Origin of the sequence: Nocardioides piscis, from assembly GCF_011300215.1 — a bacterium.
Classification (GTDB): Bacteria; Actinomycetota; Actinomycetes; order Propionibacteriales; family Nocardioidaceae; genus Nocardioides; species Nocardioides piscis.
The window spans coordinates 2,972,877-2,990,286 of record NZ_CP049866.1 but is presented as its reverse complement, the minus strand read 5'-3'; the positions used below and the strand labels follow the sequence as shown (position 1 = coordinate 2,990,286).

Below are 17,410 nucleotides of genomic sequence, written 5' to 3'. Positions count from 1 at the left end.
GCCGTCCGCACGAGAGGATCGGCTGGTCGACCCGCCTGCCACGAGGGAGCACCATGAGCACGCACGCCGCCGACAGCCACGACCTGATCCGCGTCCAGGGGGCGCGGGAGAACAACCTCAAGGACGTCAGCGTCGAGATCCCGAAGCGGCGCCTGACGGTGTTCACCGGCGTCTCCGGCTCCGGCAAGAGCTCGCTGGTGTTCGCCACGATCGCCGCGGAGTCGCAGCGGATGATCAACGAGACCTACAGCGCCTTCGTGCAGGGCTTCATGCCCAACCTGGCCCGACCCGAGGTCGACTACCTCGAAGGCCTGACCACGGCGATCATCGTCGACCAGGAGCGGATGGGCGCCAACCCGCGCTCGACCGTCGGCACGGCGACCGACGCCCATGCGATGCTCCGGATCCTCTTCAGCCGGCTCGGCGACCCCTATGTCGGCCCGCCCACGGCCTACTCGTTCAACGTGCCGACCCGCAAGGCGAGCGGCGTCATGTCCACCGAGAAGGCCGGTGGCCGGGTCGAGAAGAGCATCGTCAAGCAGGAGGTCTACCTCGGCGGCATGTGCCCGCGCTGCGAGGGGATGGGCAACGTCAGCGACATCGACCGGACGGCGTTGTACGACGACAAGAAGTCGCTCGCCGACGGCGCCCTGACGGTGCCGGGCTATTCGATGGACGGATGGTACGGCCGGCTCTTCGAGGGCGTGGGCCTGCCGATGGACAAGCCGATCGAGAAGTTCACCGCCAAGCAGCTCGACACGATGCTGTTCGCCGAGCCGACCAAGATCAAGGTCGAGGGCATCAACCTGACGTTCGAGGGGATCATCCCCAAGATCCAGAAGTCGATGCTGTCCAAGGACCCCGAGGCGATGCAGCCGCACGTGCGCCGGTTCGTCGAGCGTGCGGTGACCTTCCAGCGTTGCCCCGACTGCGAGGGGACCCGCCTGACGAGGGAGGCGCTCTCGTCGCGGATCAGGGGACAGAACATCGCCGAGCTGTGCCAGCTGCAGATCAGCGACCTGGCCGACTGGGTGCGCGAGCTCGAGGAGCCGTCGGTCGCCCCGCTCCTCAAGGGGCTGCAGCACCTCCTCGACTCCTTCGTCGAGATCGGGCTGGGCTATCTCTCCCTCGACCGTCCGGCCGGCACCCTGTCCGGGGGTGAGGCCCAGCGGACCAAGATGATCCGGCACCTCGGGTCGTCGCTGACCGACGTCACCTACGTCTTCGACGAGCCCACCATCGGGCTGCACCCGCACGACATCGAGCGGATGAACCAGCTGCTGCTCCAGCTCCGCGACAAGGGCAACACCGTCCTGGTGGTGGAGCACAAGCCCGAGACCATCGCGATCGCCGACCACGTCGTCGACCTCGGGCCGGGAGCCGGTACGGCGGGTGGCGAGGTCTGCTTCGAGGGCTCGGTCGACGGGTTGCGGGGGAGCGACACCACCACCGGCCGCCACCTCGACGACCGGGCCCGGCTGAAGGAGTCGGTGCGGCAGCCGTCGGGTCAGCTCGCTGTCCGGGACGCCTCGACCCACAACCTGCAGGACGTCAGCGTCGACGTCCCGCTCGGCGTTCTCTGCGTCGTCACCGGTGTCGCCGGCTCGGGCAAGAGCTCGCTCATCCACAGCTCGGTGGCGCCCCAGGACGGCGTGGTGGTGGTCGACCAGGGCGCGATCAAGGGGTCGCGGCGCAGCAACCCAGCGACATACACCGGACTGCTGGAGCCGATCCGCAAGGCGTTCGCGAAGGCCAACGGGGTCAAGCCCGCGCTGTTCAGCTCCAACTCGGAGGGTGCCTGCCCGTCCTGCAACGGCGCCGGCGTGATCTTCACCGAGCTGGGTGTGATGGCAACGGTCGAGTCGCCCTGCGAGGAGTGCGAGGGCCGCCGCTTCCAGGCATCGGTGCTGGAGTTCACCCTCGGGGGCAGGAACATCGCGGAGGTGCTGGCCATGTCGGTGACCGAGGCGGCGGCGTTCTTCGCCGAGGGCGATGCGAAGACACCGGCGGCCCACAAGGTCCTGGACCGACTCGCAGACGTCGGGCTCGGCTACGTCAGCCTCGGCCAACCCCTGACGACCCTGTCCGGCGGTGAGCGCCAGCGGCTCAAGCTGGCGACGCAGATGGCGGAGAAGGGAGACATCTACGTCCTGGACGAGCCGACCACCGGTCTGCACCTGGCCGACGTGGAGAACCTGCTCGGGCTGCTCGACCGGCTCGTCGAGTCCGGCAAGTCGGTGATCGTCATCGAGCACCACCAGGCGGTCATGGCGCACGCCGACTGGATCATCGACCTCGGCCCCGGCGCCGGCCACGACGGTGGCCGGGTCGTCTTCGAGGGCACCCCGGCCGAGCTGGTCGAGGACCGGTCGACCCTGACCGGCGAGCACCTGTCGGCATACATTGAGCGACTGTGACCCCACTCTCGAGACTCGTCCATGACCGCAAGGGGGCCGGGGAGCCCCTCGTCCTGATCCACGGCATCGGCCACCGCCGGCAGGCCTGGTATCCCGTCTTCGAGCGCCTCAGCGAGCGCTACGACGTCATCGCGGTCGACCTCGCCGGCTTCGGCGAGTCACCGCCATACCCGCGAGGCGTCCCCTACGACATGGACAACGCCTGCCACAACCTCGAGCAGAACTTCGCCGAGTGGGGCATCGAGCGCCCGCACGTGGTGGGCAACTCGCTCGGTGGGGCCATCGCGCTGGAGCTCGCCTCGCGCGGCCTGGTCTCGTCGGTCACTGCCCTGAGCCCGGCGGGGTTCTTCCGCCGCTTCGACGCCGTCCGGGCGCTCGTCCTCCTCGGCCTCCTGCGCCTGACGAGCAAGGCCCCGGACCGCGTGCTGCGCACCCTGGCCCGCTCGTCGTTCGGCCGCCGCCTCATCGGCTGCACGCTCTACAGCCACCCCGGGCGCCACGACTTCGACACGACGTATGGCGACGCGCTGGCCCTCAAGCGCTGCACCGCGTTCGAGGACGTGGCCCGCCGGGGCATCCGCTACCAGTTCGACCAGCCGGTCTCCGTCCCGACGACGGTCGCGTGGGGGACCAGGGACCTGATCCTCCCCTTCGGCCAGGCGGCCGTCGCACGAGCGCGGTTCCCCGACGCCACCCACGTCACGCTGGACGGCGCCGGGCACGTGCCGATGGTCGATGCTTCCGAGGACATCATCGAGCTGATCGACGCAACCGTGGTCCGAGCGCGACCGCACGTCCGTTAGCCCGCGGGAGCCGGCTTCGCGCCTCGGCGAGGTTCAACGCCGCCGCCAGGACCAGGACCAGGGCGGTGACCAGGAAGACGCTGCGGAAGCCGGTCTGCGCCGCCACGAAGCCACCGGTGACCGGGCCCAGGACGAGACCGACGTATTGCGCGGACACACCCAGTCCAAGAGTCCGTCCCAGCCGGTCCGGCGGCGTGATGTGACGGATCGAGGCCGTCACCGACGGCATCAGGCCACCGAGGCAGACCCCGAGCGCCAACTGGGTGGCCGCGAGCTGTGCCGCGTTGGCCACGTGTCCCTGCAGCAGCACGCAGACCGCCGCCGTCCCGAGGCAGCCGACAACGACCCGACGATGACCGACACGATCCGCCATCCTGCCGACGATCGGGGCCGACAGGATCGATCCGGTCGCACCCAGCGCCAGCACCAGACCGCTCCATGCGATCGCGCGATCTGGACCGTTGATCTGCGTGACGTAGGCCGCCACGATCGGCTCGATCGCCATCGTCGCGAACATCAGCATGCTGGCCGTGATCAGCAGGACGACCACGGAGTGGGCCGGGCTAGGGCTGGACTGCCCGCTCGCTGACCGGGTCAGGGGCCGGGGTCCTTGCTTGACGTCACCGTGGAGCAGCAACGCCGTCGCCAGGAAGGCGCAGAAGATCAGGGCGCCGGTGAGCATGAACGTTGCGCGGATGCCGATTGCTCCGGGCAGGATCCCACCCAACAGCGGTCCCGCGACAGCGCCTGCCAGCATCCCGGACGAGAGCACGCCGAGGGCCCAGGCAGTGCGCTCCTTGGGGGCCTGGGCGGCGACGAGGATTGTGGCGGCGGAGCTGTAGCCGCCCAGCAGGCCCACGAGGAGCCGGAGGGCCACCAGCTGCCATACGGTCTGGGCGAACCCGATCAGCGACATGGTCACCGCCATGCCGAGGCTCGCGCGGATGAGCATGGGCTTGCGGCCGAACCGGTCGCCCAGTGCCCCCCACAGGGGAGCGGCGAGGGCCGCGGTGAGGAAGGTGGCACCGAACGCGATGCCCGACCACCGCAGGACGTCGGCGTCCGAGATCACCCCGAGCTCGCGCACATAGAGCGGCAAGAAGGGGATGAGCAGCGTCATCCCCACGTTGGTGGCGAACGAACCGGCCGCGACGATCCACAGGTTGCGGCGCCAGTCCGTCTGCGCTGGCGTCGCCGCGCACGGCACGGCATCGGCACCCCCTCGAGCCGTGGCTCGACACTGTCAGCGGAACCACATGTTGAGATGCAGATCTCAACATGTGGAACGCTGGCTCAGCGCAAGGCCGAATACCAGGCCTGTGAGCGCCGACCCGCGGCGATCGCCCGCTCCCAGGCAACGCCGCCGATGAGCAGCAGCGTGCCACCGAGGACCAGCGTCACCCACGTGGGCACGTAGCCGACGTAGGGCCCACCCTGATAGATCGCGACGACGACCAAGGCCACGCCGCCGACGGTCACGGGTGCGCGCCAGCCCTTCAGCAGACCGATCGCGAGGACGACGATCGCCGCCAGCGTCACGCCGGCCAGCCTCACGGCGCTCCCGCCATCCAACGCCGCCGCCAGGCTCGGCAAGAGCGCGACGCTGAGCGCCGGGCCCATGGTCAGCAGGGTCGGCGCGTGCGGGTTGCGCGCGTGCTGCACCACGCCGATCGCAGCGAGGAGGGCCATCAGGGGAGCGGTGTAGAGCTCGATGGTCGTGATGCCCTGCTCGTCCAGCAGGATCGAGGTCCCGATGCTGACCAGCAGCGACCCGAGGTAGGCGAAGGGCAGCCTGTTTCGCGAACCGGAATAGACGATCGTGAGCACGCCGACGGCGATCCAGGCCGCCGCCTGCAGCGACCGCGTCTCCTCGAGGGACGAGACGATCGCGCCCGCGCCATAGAGCAGGGCGAACGCGATCGCGCTGTAGTCGAGGAGCCGGGACTCGGTCGAGTCCGCGAGCGTGCGGGCGAACCCGGCCAGGACGAAGCTCACCGCGCACGCCAGAAGGGCCACCATCACCCAGATGAACTCCTGCGAGTCGCGCAGGGCTGTCAGCAGCACGCACAGCACCGCCACCTGGGCGACGACGACCCACGCGGCGGATCGGGCCCGGACCGCTGCGACGACGGCAGAGGTCGCCCAGGCGATGGCGGGCAGGACCGGCAGCCACAGCGAATAGGGCGCGTCGGCGGCCTCGCCTGCCAGGAGCGCCTGACCACTCGAGTAGTCGAGGTTGACGAGCAACAGCACCACCAGGAACAAGGCCGGTTGCGCGACCCACGCCACGAGCAGAGCGGCGTCGGACCAGGGGGCCCGGGCCTGCGGACGCCCCAGGAGCGTCAGGGCGCAGAGGGCCGCCGCCAGCAGGACCGCCAACAGCACCACGACGATGCGGTGCGCGTCGATCACCGGGATTCCGAGCGCCGGCAGCAGTGCCACGACGCCGATCATCGGCAGCAGCCGAAGGTCCGGCCCGGTGTATGGCGACTCCGACCGCCCCGTCGCCACGGACTGGAGCCGAGGTGCAGCCAGCGCCATCGCAGGGACCGCGAGCAGCAGGGCAAACGCCGCGTAGCGCTCCACGCCGGAGGAGTCGGGGTCGTAACCGACGTAGGCGCCAGCCAGGAAGTGCACCGCGACCGTCGTGACAGACAACAGCAGCAGGGGAGCGGCCGCCCACCGGTTGGATCGGCCGACGACGACTGCTCCCACCCCGCTCACCACTGCGAGGAGCAGGGCGACGAGACCGAGGCCCAATGGTTCGAGATCCAGGGCGCTGAGCAGGGACCAGCCGGCCACGGCGAGCAGGGTGGTCGCGGCGGGTGGATAGACCACCATCCGTCGTGCAGGCTGGCCGTCGACCGTGCGGGGGACCAGGCGGTCGAACCCGATCAGCAGCGCGGCCCCGAGGACGCCGGCCACCGCCCAGTACGCGTCACCCGGCAGGTCGCCGAGACCAGCGAGGTTCAGACGGTGTGCGGCCCAAAGGTCGAGCACCAACAGCCCCGTCGCAATCGATCCAGCCGTCTCTGCCGCAGCCGGAAGACCGCGCCTGGTGGCCAGGACTGCGCTGCCCGCGGCGGTCGCTGTGAGCGCCACCATGATCGCGGCCTGGCCGACGAGTCCGATCAGGAACCAGACCACGAGCAGGAAGAACGCCACCCCCGACAGCAACAACAGCGCGCCCAGCCCCAGCAGGATCTGCTGGCCGGTGAGCTGTTTGCGCGGCACCGCGGGAGCGGCCGGCGGTGTGAACGGATGAGGTGCGGGGCGACCCACCTTCGACGGCGGGCGCAGCAGCACGGCAATCAGGGAGTCGGCCTCTGCGGTGAGAGCGGCGATGTGCTGGTGGACCTGCCACAGCCGCGCTGCCTCGGGCCCGGTCAGACGCAGTCCGCACGCGGGGCAGGCGTGAGCGCCGGGGATCACCGGGGCTTTGCAATGGGGACACGGGAACGGCTCGGGAGTCGACACGCGCTCATCTTGGGCCATCACGGCAGACAAACCATCGGTAGTCGTACTCACAGTGGACGAGTCGGGCACACTCACCGCGTTCTGAAATGTCTGACCAGCGGAGTCCTGGGGGCAGATGCGTGGGAATCCACCCGTCCGACCTTAACGCCGATAACTGACATTATGTCAGTTAGTCTTCTTCCTGGGACCCCTCCCCAGCATCTGGCGGCCACACCGCTCGCAGGCGGCTGAGCGCCGACTCCGTCTCGGCCAGGACCGGGCCATCGCCGCCGGCCCGGACCCACTGGGCCAGCATGGCGTCGATGGCACCCATGTAGGCGCCGGCGACGACGTGTTGGGTGGTTGGCGACACAGGCTGACTCTGTCGCTCGAGCAGGCTGACGATACGACTGATCCATTCGTGGTGAATGGTTCCGGCTGACTCGAGCGACGGCGACTCCGCCAACGCGGCATACGCCGTCAGGACGTCCGCTCGATGGGCATCGATGTAGTCGGCCACGGCTCGCGCGGCCGACTCCACCACCGTCAAGGGCTGCCCATCCGGCGCCGCCTCGACGACCTCGTCCCACACGTCGAGCCAGCGCAACGGCACGGCCAGCACGACGTGCCCCTTGGTCGGGAACCGTCGATAGACCGTACGGCGAGACACGTCGGCTGCAGTGGCGATCTCCTCCATGGTGACCTGGCCGAAGCCGCGCTCGGCGAAGAGCTCCAGCGCCGCAGCGACGACCCGCTCCTCGGTGTCGTGCCGTCGAGCCCGTCCTGCCATGGCCCGACACTACCCGAACATGGCACAATGTGCCATGCTCGGCTCATGACCACCTCAGGCTCCGCCGCCAGCACGACCAGCACCCCCTCGACAAGGTGATGCCCGAGCCACACTTCACCGAGCGGCACACCCGCACGGTGCAGGCGCCGATCGACCTCGTCTGGGCCGCAGCCACCGCGCTCACCCCAGGCGAGATCCGCGTGGCCGGCCCTCTCATGGCGCTGCGGTCGCTCCCCCGGGTCCTGAAGGAACGACGCCTGCCCGGGCGTGGACCGGACTGTGCCTCGTTCCTCGAGGTCTTCGAGCGCGAGGGCTTCATCGAGCTCAGCCGCGACAGCGTGGTCCAGGACGGCCGTGCCTCGGTGGTCTATGGAGGAGCTGGTCGTTTCTGGTCGCCCTCCGACAACTCGCCCCTCCCCCTGGCCGACCCCGCAGCCTTCGAGGCGCACAGCGGCCCCGGCACGGTGAAGGTCGCCTTCTCGCTGGAGGTGTCTGCCGTCGGCGGCGCCACGCAGGTGACGACCGAGACCCGGATCGCTGGCACGGACCACCGCGCGCGCCGGGTCTTCGGTCGCTACTGGCTGATCATCCGGGGCCCGAGCGGTCTGATCCGTCGCAGCTGGCTGGCCGCCATCGACCGTCGGGCCAGGAAGGGAACGGACCGCCCGACGCCCTGAGCGGTGCAGACTGGGCCGCACGAGAGCCGGACACCCACACCACTCCCCTGGAGGCTGGCATGCGCATCGTCGTCGCCCTGGGTGGGAACGCCCTGCTGCAACGTGGGCAGAAACCCGACGCGGAGCTCCAGGAGGAGAACGTCCGCCGAGCAGTGGCCGCCCTGGCGCCGATCGCGCGTGAGCACGAGCTGGTGATCACGCACGGCAACGGTCCACAGGTCGGGGTGCTCGCCCTCCAGAGCGCCTCCGACCCACACCTGACGACCCCCTACCCGTTCGACGTCCTCGGCGCCCAGACCCAGGGCATGATCGGCTACTGGCTCCTCCAGGCGATGGAGAACCAGGTCCCGGAGCGCCAGGCGGCGGCCATCATCAACCAGACGCTTGTCGACGCCGCGGATCCGGCGTTCGACGACCCCACCAAGTTCGTGGGCGAGGTCTACACGCGCGACGAGGCGGCGCGCCTCGCCGCCGAGCGGGGCTGGGTCGTCAAGGCGGACGGCGCCGACTGGCGTCGGGTCGTCGGGTCCCCGTTGCCGCAGCGCGTCGTCGAGACACGCTTGATCAGGCTCCTGCTGGACAGCGGCTCCGTGGTCATCTGCGCCGGAGGCGGAGGTGTGCCGGTGGTCGTCGACCCGGACGGCCGGCTCCGGGGAGTCGAGGCAGTCGTGGACAAGGACCTCACCAGTGCCGTGCTCGCGGAGGCTGTGCACGCGGACGCCTTGCTCGTGCTGACCGACGTGGCGGGCGTGATGCGAGACTTCGGCACCCCACAGGAGGCGCGCATCAGCCGCGCCACGCCGGCGGAGCTCCGCGCCGAGGACTTCCCGCAGGGGTCCATGGGACCCAAGGTCGAGGCTGCGTGCAGCTTCGTCGAGAACACGGGTGGGGTGGCTGCCATCGGCGCGCTGCTCGACGCCGCCGACATCCTGAGCGGCCACGCCGGGACCGTGATCACAGCATCGGGCGACCACCCACCTTCCTGCGAGTGACCCGATCGGTCGGATCACTCGCAGGGGTCGACGCCCGGCTCCCCCGGCCGCTCGATCCCCCGCTCGGTCAGGACCTGCTCCAGCACCGTCGGCTTGGAGGGCATCAACCCGTCGGCACACGTGTCGATCATGGCGTTGTAGGTCGCGGCGTCGTCGGGCGCCGTACCGCTGAACCACACGTGCACGGCAAAGCCGTCGGCGTGGGCGCGCTCCACGAAGGAGCGGGTGGCGATGGGAATGCCCTGGAACTTGACCGGCACCTGCAGTGCGACGGTCCCCTCCATGGGCTTCACCCCAGCCAGGAAGTAGGCGGCCAGGGTCGCCATGCCGGGTGACAGCCCGATCTGTGGCGCCCGTTGGTGGAAGTCGACCAGGGCCTCGTCCTTGAACGAAGCGACGATCACGTCGGTTCGCCCGGACCGGTTGAGGAAGCCGGCCAGCAGCCGGCCGGTCCGCAGGAACGAGGGGACGTCAGCGTCCGAGGTGCCCTTGATCTCGATGTTGATGGGCGTGTCGGGGAACGCCTTGAAGACTTCGCGGAGGGTCGGGACGCGGAAGTCACGGGGCTCGTAGCCGGGTACCTTGACGTCGCCATACCTCGCTCCGCGCAACGGGTATGCCGCCGCCGGCAACCCGTGCACCGTGCTCTGGCCCGGCACGAACCAGTGCGCTGCGTCGAGCTCCCTGACCTCGTCGAGGGTCATGTCGACCACCCGCCCCGTGCCGTTGGTGCTGTCGTCGACGGTGGCGTCGTGGATCACCACGAGCTTCTCGTCGGCGGTGGAGTGGACGTCGAGCTCGATCATGTCGGCTCCGATGCGTTCGGCCCGCTCGAACGCATACATCGTGTTCATCGGGGCTTCGTCCTCGCCGCCGGAGTGCGCCATGTTCATGACGCGCATCTCCTGCCAGTCTGGCGTGGCCGCCGGGCTGGGTGGATCGGCGAGCGCCAGCTGGGTGGGTGCGAAGAGGGCGAGCGCGAGTGCGCCGGCAAGCACGAGTCGGAGTCGCATCACTCCACGCTAGGCGCACCAGCGGGCAGCGTCGAGGCCTTCAGACCCCGCTCGCCTACCATCGACCCCATGTTGAAGCGACTCGTCGCCGTCTCGGCGACCCTGGCCTGCCTGTCCGCCCTCGCTGCCTGCGGCAACGAAGGAGACGACCGAGCGAGCGATCCCTCGTCCAGCGAGTCGACCAGCGAGTTGACGACTGAGACGCCGGAGAGCGGACCGGATGCCGCCGGGGCGTGCGAATACACCGAGGGAGCCCCGGCAGCCAAGGAGGCTGAGCTGCCGCCCACCGAGCCGACCGAGTCGGGCGAGGTGCCGATCGTCTTCGAGACGACGCTCGGCGAGATCTCGGCCACCCTGGATGCTGAAGCGGCCCCTTGCACGGTCAACTCCTTCGTCTCGCTGGCCGAGCAGGGTTATTTCGATGACAGCCCCTGCCCGCGCATGGCCACCTCACCCGACTTCGGGATCCTCCAGTGCGGCGACCCGTCGGGCACTGGCGCAGGCGGTCCCGGCTACACCTATGCCGACGAGCTCACCGGCGAGGAGACCTACACCGCCGGCACCCTCGCCATGGCCAACGCAGGCGCGGACACCAACGGCTCGCAGTTCTTCTTCGTCTTCAACGACTCCCCCGGGCTCACCCCGCTCTACACCGTGTTCGGGCAGGTCGACCCCGAGGGGCTCGACCTGCTGACCAAGGCCGCGGAGAAGGGCGACGACGGTTCGCACCCCGCGGGCGGCGGCGTCCCCAACGCCGGTCCGATCGACATCACCGGCGTCACGATCGGCTGAAGCGCCTCACAGCGGCCACTCGACACCGGTCAGCGCCTCCGAGCTCGCCCAGAGCGCCTTGGCGAGGGCGGGGTCGCCGGCCCGGGGGCTGCGCCCCACCTGCACCGGCGCGCCCCAGAGCTCCCTGGGTCCGCGCGGACCCACGTAGGTGTTGCCCGGCACGTCCAGGGTGGCCACGAAGAGGATCGGCAGCACCCCCCGCTCGACCGGCATCCCGACGAGCCGGTTGCCGAGCGAGCCGACCCGGTTGAAGACCCTGCTCCCGGTCCCCACCTGGATGCCGGTCGACGTGTAGCCGGGATGGGCGCCGACGGCACGCAGTGTCGAGCCTGCTGCGGTGAGACGCCGCTGCAGCTCGGCCAGGAACACCAGGTTGGCGAGCTTGGACGCCGCATAGGCGGCATAGGGGTGATAGGGCCGACGCGTGAAGTTGAGGTCGTTCACGTCGAGCACCCCGGCCCTGTGGGCCGCCGACCCGACGACGACCACCCGGTCGGTCAACCTGGGCAGCAACAGGTTGGTCAGCGCGAAGTGGCCCAAGTGGTTGGTCGCGAGCTGGGTCTCGAACCCGTCCACGGTCTGCGAGCGGGGCAATGACATCACCCCGGCGTTGTTGACCAGCACGTCGACGTGGGGCGTCTCGTCCGCGAAGGCTCGCACCGACGACAGGTCGGCGACGTCGAGGCGGCGGATGACGAAGTCCCCCGCCGCGCCGGACACCGCCGCGCGCGCCTTGTCAGGACTGCGTACGGCGAGGACGACCTGCGCGCCGGCCGCACCCAGCGCCGTCGCAGTGGCGAGCCCGAGCCCCGCGGACGCACCGGTGACGACGAACGTCCGCCCGTCCTGGCGAGGCATCTGCGCCGTCGACCAGCCGAGCCTGTCGCGGGGCACGGCCCAGCTCAGGCCTGGCCGTAGGCGACGTCGGCGCCGAGCTGGACCGTCCGGCTGACGGTGCACAGGCGATCACGCGACTGCTCGATGGCACGAGGCAGGAACTCTCGCGCCGCGTCGCCCTCGGGCCCGTCGGGGAAGGCGACGTCGAAGGTGATGCGCAGTCCGGTCATGTGGTTGCCGTCGTCGTCGCGGACCTTGTGGCCCTCGGCGGCGACCTCGAACTTCGTGCTGACGGCACGCTTGGTCGTGATCAGGTCCACGTCCATCGCGCTGCAGCCCGCGATGGCGGCGAGCAGCAGCTCGACGGGCGTGAAGTCCGGGTCCACTCCCCCGGTCCCCATGAACGTCTCACCTCCCCGCGCATTCGTCGCCTTGAACCGGGCGTCCCCGATCTTGGTCAGCTCGATGCTTCGCAGGGTGTCGTCGCTCATGCTTGGTGAGCATAGGGGCCAGCCGCACGCGCGGGGGTGGCGCGTCGCCGTACGCTCACAGGCATGAGCGCCCTCGATGCCTCCGGCGCCCAACGGTCCCGGCGCCCGGGGCCGTCGGTGCGCACCCACGTGACCGAGCACGCGCGCGACGGTGAGCGCAGACGCGAGGACCGGGTGGCCACCGAGGAGCCGCTCGAGATCCGGATGGCGGGCCCCGGCTCGCCGGCGCGACGCGTGTGGGTCACCATGCGGACCCCGGGCAACGACTTCGAGCTCGCGGCCGGCTTCGTCGTGAACGAGTCACTGGCCGCCGCCTCCGACATCGTGCGGGTCGCCTACTGCACCGACGCCGAGCTGGCGCCGGACCAGGAGTTCAACGTCGTCACGATCACCGTGTCGTCGGCCACCGACATCGGGCACCGACACGTCGCCCAGTCCGCAGGCTCGTCGGCGTGCGGTGTCTGCGGCAAGGACAGCGTCCAGGCCGTCCTCGACGTTCGACCCGGCGAACGGTGGTCGGGACCCCTCCCCTCGCCTGACGTCGTCCGCGGGCTCCCCGCTGCCCTGCGGGAGCGACAGACCCTCTTCGCCCGCACGGGCGGTGTGCACGCCGCGGCGCTGGCAGACGCCGACGGGCGGGTCCTCGTCGTCCGCGAGGACGTCGGCCGCCACAACGCCGTCGACAAGGTCTTCGGCGCCCGCGTCCTGGCCCAGGAGCCGCGGGGTGTCGCCTGCCTGGTCGTCAGTGGTCGGGCCGGTTTCGAGCTGGTCCAGAAGGCGGTGGCCAGCGGTGTCGGGTCGTTGCTCGCCGTGGGTGCGCCGACCAGCCTGTCGGTGTCGCTCGCACGAGAGTCGGGCCTGGCGCTGTTCGGCTTCACGGGCCCGGATCGCTGCGTGCAGTACGCCTGAGTGAGGCCTTCGCGGCGTGGGATCCCGGCCGTTGTCGGTGGTCGAACCTAGGTTCGACCCATGCGGATCCTGCACACCTCCGACTGGCACCTGGGGAGGTCCTTCCACCGCGAAGGGCTCCTCGGGCACCAGGGCGTGTTCATGGATCATCTGCTGGAGGTCGTGGACTCCGAGCGCGTCGACGTGGTGGTGGTCGCCGGCGACATCTATGACCGGGCCCTGCCGCCGGTGGACGCAGTGCACCTGGCCGACGAGACCCTGGCACGACTGGCCGCGTCCCGCGCCACGGTGGTCGTCACCAGCGGCAACCACGACTCCGCACGCAGACTCGGCTTCGGCAGCCGCCTGATCGATGCCTCGGGTGTCTTCCTCCGCACCGACGCCCGCACCGTCGGCACCCCGGTCCTCCTCGGCGACGAGCACGGCGAGGTCGCCTTCCACCCCCTGCCCTATCTCGACCCGACGGCGATGCTGGAGCCCTGGGCGCTGCCGGCGAGGTCGCACGAGGTCGTGCTCGGCGAGGCGATGCGTCGGGTGCGCGCAGACCTGTCGACCCGACCGCGGGTGCGCTCGGTCGTGCTCGCCCACGCCTTCGTCGCCGGTGCCGCGCCCTCGGAGTCCGAGCGCGACATCAGCGTCGGCGGGGTCAGCCGGGTGCCGACGAGCGTCTTCGACGGCATCGACTACGTCGCGCTGGGTCACCTCCACGGCCAGCACACCCTCGCCGAGGCGATCCGCTACAGCGGCTCCCCGCTGGCCTACTCGTTCGGTGAGGCCAGCCAGGTCAAGGGCAGCTGGTTGGTCGACCTCGGCGCCACCGGAGTCAGCGCCGCCCACTTCATCGAAGCGCCCGTCCCGCGGCGCCTTGCCTGCCTGACCGGAGAGCTCGAGTCGCTGTTGACCGACACCGCGCTCGAACGCCACCAGGACGCATGGCTGCAGGTGACCTTGACCGACCGGCTGCGCCCGGCGCAGGCCATGGAGCGACTGCGGCGCCGCTTCCCGCACACGCTCGTGCTGGCGTTCGCCCCGGCCGGCGGGTCCCCGACGCCGACGCCGCACGCACGCGACGACGGGCGCAGCGACCACGACATCACCCTCGACTTCGTCAAGGACCTCCGCGGCGTTCCGGCGACCCCCTCGGAGTCCGCCCTGCTGCGCGCGGCCGTCGACGCCTGCTGCGAGGACCCCGACCTCGACCCGGTCGTGGGTGGCGACTGATGCGCCTGCACTCGCTCGACATCACGGCCTTCGGCCCGTTCGCCGAGACAGTGTCGATCGACTTCGACGCACTGTCCGGGAGCGGCCTCTTCCTCCTCAGCGGACCGACCGGCGCAGGCAAGTCCAGCATCCTCGACGCGGTCTGCTTCGCTCTCTACGGCGACGTCCCGGGCGACCGCAGCACCGCTGGCCGGCTGCGCTGCGACCAGGCGGCCGCCGGGGTCGCCCCCCACGTGCGCCTCGAGGTGACCCTCTCCGGGCGCCGCTTCCGGATCGAGCGCTCACCGAAGTGGGAGCGACCCAAGAAGCGGGGTTCCGGCCTGACCACCGAGCAGGCCAGCGTGGTCATCAGCGAGCGCACCGAGGGCGCCTGGCGGCCGCTCTCCACCCGGCTCGACGAGACCGGCCACCTGGTCACCGGACTGGTGGGACTGACCCTCTCGCAGTTCTGCCAGGTGGCGATGCTCCCGCAGGGACGGTTCCAGGCCTTCCTGCGCGCGCGCTCGGAGGACCGTCACGCCCTGCTGCGCCAGGTCTTCCGCACCGGCCGCTTCGATCGCATCGAGCAGTGGCTGCGTGAGCGCCGCCTCGAGCTGCAGCGGTCGTCGGCGAGTCACGCGCGAGGGGTTGCTCAGGTGATCGGCCGGGTCAGCGAGACGGCCGGTCAAGCACTGCCCGAACGCTGGGACCTCGCCGATCTTTCCGCACCAGCCGCGGAGGGCGACATCGCCACGTGGGTGCACGATCGGCTGGAGCAGGCGCAGGCGGACGCAGCGGAGTCAGTCGCTGGCGCTGCTCGCGCGGACGCGGCCGTCGAGGAGTCCGCCGCCGCGGTGTCGCAGGCCGCTTCCCTCATCTCGCGTCAGGACGCACACGCCGAGGCCCTGCGCCGCCTGGCCGAGCACGACGTCGAGGAGCTCCAGCACCAACGCCTCAGGCTGGCGCGGGCTGAGCGCGCCCAACCCCTGTGGTCGCTGGCAGACACGCTCGAGAAGGACGCCGACCAGCTCGAGCGGCTCCGAGCCACCGCCACGGCCGCGACGAGGACGTGGTGCGAGGTCACCGGGACCCTCGATCACGAGCCGTCCTACGACGAGCTCCCCCGCCTCATGACCCAGGCAAGCCGCGCCGTGGACCGGGCGGAGGCGGCTCGACCCGAGGCCGAACGGCTCCTCGAGGTGACCCGGTTGTGCGATGAGGTCGAACGGCACCTCGTCGAGGCCACGACTGCTGAGCGGCGCCTGGCGGACGAGGCTGCAGCTGTGCCGGCCATGCTGCGGGAGGCAGAGCGCTCGGCAGCACAGGCCGAGACGGCCCAACAGCAGCTCACCGCCACCACCGCCGAGCTGGACGCGACCCGCCTGCGCGCTGCGGCCGCGCTGGAGCTCGTCTCGGTGTCGGCGTCACTACGGCAGGCCCAGACAGAGCGCGATGCTGCGCGTGTGGCGGTGACAGACCTGAAGGAGACCTGGCTGACCATTCGCGAGGCCCGCCTCGAGGGCATGGCCGCCGAGATCGCCGGCGCGCTGACCGTCGGCTGCGGGTGCCCGGTCTGTGGCTCCCCCGATCACCCGCGCCCTGCCACGGCCCGTGCGGGCAGCCCGGACGCCGCGGCTGATCGGGCGGCACGCAAGGACGTGGACGACGCCGAGGCAGATCTGCTGGTCCGCAACGAGCAGGTCAGGGAGCTCGAGACCAGCCAGACCCGTCTGGCCACTCAGAGCGACGGTCGGTCCGTGGCCGCGGCCGACGAAGAGCTGGCAGCCGCCGAGCGCAAGCACGCCGAGACGTCGGCGCTGGCCCAGCAGACCGCCCGGCTTCAGGCCGAGGTCGCACGCCTGCGCCGGCACAGCGACGACCAGCGCGAGGCGCACGAGGCTGCGCGCCAGCGAGTCGTGGATCTGACTTCCCGGCTGGCGCTCCACACGGCCGAGCGCAACCGACTCCGCACCTGCGTGAGCGAGGTGTTGAGCGGATCGGGCTGTTCGACAGTCGGCGAGCTCGTCCGGCTGCGGACACGCCAGCTCGAAGCCCTGGCCGCGGTGTGCTCTGCGCGTGAGCTCGTCGCTGCCGCCCAGCGTGACCTGGTCCGGGCCGAGCGCACGCTCGCTGACGCGGCCGCCGGCGCGGGATTCAGCTCGACGGCCGAAGCAATCAACGCGCGCCTCGACGTCGACGAGCAGGTCGCCCTCGCCGCCGAGATCGATCGGGTGCGGGAGCTGCTGCGAGCCGCGCAGACTGTCGTCGAGGACGAGGACCATCGGCGTGCGGCTGCGCTCGCCCGCCCCGACACCCATCGGCTCGCGCACCTCCACACTGCGGCGCAGGAGCACGCGCGAGCGGCCCACGCCCAGCAGGTCGCGGCGCAGCGCCGCCTCGAGCGCTTGGGGACGCTCTTCGACGAGACCATGGCTGCGCTCGCGCGGTGGGCGCCCGTTCGCGACGAGCTCGCCAGCACGGCCCGGATCGCCGGGCTGGTCGAGGGCAAGTCGTCCGACAACGCCCTTCAGATGCGGCTGTCGGCATACGTCCTGGCTCATCGCCTGGCCCAGGTCGTCGCGGCGGCCAACGAGCGACTCGCCCGGATGAGCGACCAGCGCTACTCCCTCGAGCACACCGGCCGCCGGGGGGCGGGCGAGTCCCGGGGCGGGCTGAGCCTGCTGGTGCGTGACGACTGGTCCGGAGAGACGCGCGACCCGGCGACCCTCTCTGGCGGTGAGACCTTCGTGGTCTCGCTCGCCCTCGCTCTCGGGCTCGCTGACGTGATCACCCAGGAGGCAGGCGGCAGCGAGCTCGACACCCTCTTCGTGGACGAAGGCTTCGGCTCCCTCGACGCCGAGACCCTCGAGGACGTGATGGACACCCTCGATGCCTTGCGCGACGGCGGCCGGGTGGTGGGGGTGGTCAGCCACGTCGCGGAGATGCAGACCCGCATCCCCAGCCAGCTTCGGGTGTCCAAGGACCGTGCCGGCTCCCGGGCCACGGTCCGCATCGGTTGACCGCGGTCAGCGT

14 protein-coding genes are annotated in these 17,410 nt (G+C 70.8%); 8 read left to right on the top strand and 6 right to left on the bottom strand.

The window, feature by feature from the left end; all coding sequences use genetic code 11:
• The first annotated feature begins 53 nt into the window (after positions 1-53).
• Positions 54-2,417, top strand: coding sequence for an ATP-binding cassette domain-containing protein (locus G7071_RS14655; RefSeq protein WP_166319969.1), 2,364 nt, complete (start codon positions 54-56; stop codon positions 2,415-2,417).
• The gene (locus tag G7071_RS14650; RefSeq protein ID WP_166319967.1) at positions 2,414-3,220 is read left to right on the top strand and encodes an alpha/beta fold hydrolase; all 807 of its coding nucleotides are present in this window, start codon (positions 2,414-2,416) and stop codon (positions 3,218-3,220) included. The genes G7071_RS14655 and G7071_RS14650 overlap by 4 nt, the downstream gene beginning before the upstream one ends.
• Here the strand turns inward: G7071_RS14650 and G7071_RS14645 are convergent.
• The 3 genes from G7071_RS14645 to G7071_RS14635 all read right to left on the bottom strand — a co-directional run bounded on the left by G7071_RS14645 (position 3,168) and on the right by G7071_RS14635 (position 7,466).
• Positions 3,168-4,340 (bottom strand): MFS transporter, encoded by a 1,173-nt coding sequence (locus G7071_RS14645; protein WP_166319965.1) that lies wholly within the window; start codon positions 4,338-4,340, stop codon positions 3,168-3,170. The genes G7071_RS14650 and G7071_RS14645 overlap by 53 nt on opposite strands.
• Positions 4,341-4,513: 173 nt before the next feature.
• Complete coding sequence (locus G7071_RS14640) at positions 4,514-6,652, bottom strand: SCO7613 C-terminal domain-containing membrane protein (protein ID WP_166319963.1); 2,139 nt, start codon at positions 6,650-6,652, stop codon at positions 4,514-4,516.
• A gap of 214 nt (positions 6,653-6,866) precedes the next feature.
• A complete protein-coding gene (locus G7071_RS14635) occupies positions 6,867-7,466 on the bottom strand; it encodes a TetR/AcrR family transcriptional regulator (RefSeq protein ID WP_166319961.1) in 600 nt (199 codons plus the stop codon).
• Positions 7,467-7,564: 98 nt separating this feature from the next.
• On the opposite strand from G7071_RS14635, the gene G7071_RS14630 reads away from it, so the two are divergent.
• Both G7071_RS14630 and arcC read left to right on the top strand, forming a co-directional pair.
• Complete coding sequence (locus G7071_RS14630; RefSeq protein ID WP_166319959.1) at positions 7,565-8,143, top strand: hypothetical protein; 579 nt, start codon at positions 7,565-7,567, stop codon at positions 8,141-8,143.
• Positions 8,144-8,202: 59 nt separating this feature from the next.
• Complete coding sequence (arcC, locus tag G7071_RS14625) at positions 8,203-9,135, top strand: carbamate kinase (protein ID WP_166319957.1); 933 nt, start codon at positions 8,203-8,205, stop codon at positions 9,133-9,135.
• 14 nt (positions 9,136-9,149) lie between these two features.
• Here the strand turns inward: arcC and G7071_RS14620 are convergent, their stop codons facing one another.
• Positions 9,150-10,148 carry a glycerophosphodiester phosphodiesterase family protein gene (locus tag G7071_RS14620; protein WP_166319955.1) on the bottom strand — a complete coding sequence of 333 codons (999 nt, stop codon included), beginning with the start codon at positions 10,146-10,148 and terminating at the stop codon, positions 9,150-9,152.
• Positions 10,149-10,217: 69 nt separating this feature from the next.
• On the opposite strand from G7071_RS14620, the gene G7071_RS14615 reads away from it, so the two are divergent.
• Positions 10,218-10,940, top strand: a complete 723-nt coding sequence (locus tag G7071_RS14615; RefSeq protein WP_166319953.1) for a peptidylprolyl isomerase — start codon at positions 10,218-10,220, stop codon at positions 10,938-10,940.
• A gap of 6 nt (positions 10,941-10,946) precedes the next feature.
• Here G7071_RS14615 and G7071_RS14610 read toward each other — a convergent pair whose 3' ends face one another.
• Entirely contained in the window at positions 10,947-11,834 is an 888-nt protein-coding gene (locus G7071_RS14610; protein ID WP_166319951.1) for an oxidoreductase, read from the bottom strand.
• An 8-nt stretch (positions 11,835-11,842) separates the two neighbouring features.
• On the bottom strand, positions 11,843-12,268 hold the full coding sequence (locus G7071_RS14605; RefSeq protein ID WP_166319949.1) for an OsmC family protein: 426 nt from the start codon (positions 12,266-12,268) through the stop codon (positions 11,843-11,845).
• Between the two features lie 63 nt (positions 12,269-12,331).
• Here G7071_RS14605 and G7071_RS14600 point away from each other — a divergent pair, with 63 nt between their 5' ends.
• Genes G7071_RS14600 through G7071_RS14590 form a run of 3 tightly spaced genes read left to right on the top strand, consistent with a single transcriptional unit; the run spans position 12,332 to position 17,397 of the window.
• On the top strand, positions 12,332-13,177 hold the full coding sequence (locus G7071_RS14600; protein WP_166319947.1) for a formate dehydrogenase accessory sulfurtransferase FdhD: 846 nt from the start codon (positions 12,332-12,334) through the stop codon (positions 13,175-13,177).
• Between the two features lie 60 nt (positions 13,178-13,237).
• Positions 13,238-14,398 (top strand): exonuclease SbcCD subunit D, encoded by a 1,161-nt coding sequence (locus tag G7071_RS14595; RefSeq protein ID WP_166319945.1) that lies wholly within the window; start codon positions 13,238-13,240, stop codon positions 14,396-14,398.
• Positions 14,398-17,397, top strand: coding sequence for an AAA family ATPase (locus G7071_RS14590; protein ID WP_166319943.1), 3,000 nt, complete (start codon positions 14,398-14,400; stop codon positions 17,395-17,397). The genes G7071_RS14595 and G7071_RS14590 overlap by 1 nt, the downstream gene beginning before the upstream one ends.
• The last annotated feature ends 13 nt before the right edge of the window (positions 17,398-17,410 follow it).

Coding starts and splice junctions, on each gene's coding strand:
- G7071_RS14655 (WP_166319969.1), top strand. CDS start 54: ATGAGCACGCACGCCGCCGACAGCCACGACCTGATCCGCGTCCAGGGG.
- G7071_RS14645 (WP_166319965.1), bottom strand. CDS start 4,340: ATGACGCTGCTCATCCCCTTCTTGCCGCTCTATGTGCGCGAGCTCGGG.
- G7071_RS14635 (WP_166319961.1), bottom strand. CDS start 7,466: ATGGCAGGACGGGCTCGACGGCACGACACCGAGGAGCGGGTCGTCGCT.
- G7071_RS14630 (WP_166319959.1), top strand. CDS start 7,565: ATGCCCGAGCCACACTTCACCGAGCGGCACACCCGCACGGTGCAGGCG.
- arcC (WP_166319957.1), top strand. CDS start 8,203: ATGCGCATCGTCGTCGCCCTGGGTGGGAACGCCCTGCTGCAACGTGGG.
- G7071_RS14620 (WP_166319955.1), bottom strand. CDS start 10,148: ATGCGACTCCGACTCGTGCTTGCCGGCGCACTCGCGCTCGCCCTCTTC.
- G7071_RS14615 (WP_166319953.1), top strand. CDS start 10,218: ATGTTGAAGCGACTCGTCGCCGTCTCGGCGACCCTGGCCTGCCTGTCC.
- G7071_RS14605 (WP_166319949.1), bottom strand. CDS start 12,268: ATGAGCGACGACACCCTGCGAAGCATCGAGCTGACCAAGATCGGGGAC.
- G7071_RS14600 (WP_166319947.1), top strand. CDS start 12,332: ATGAGCGCCCTCGATGCCTCCGGCGCCCAACGGTCCCGGCGCCCGGGG.
- G7071_RS14595 (WP_166319945.1), top strand. CDS start 13,238: ATGCGGATCCTGCACACCTCCGACTGGCACCTGGGGAGGTCCTTCCAC.
- G7071_RS14590 (WP_166319943.1), top strand. CDS start 14,398: ATGCGCCTGCACTCGCTCGACATCACGGCCTTCGGCCCGTTCGCCGAG.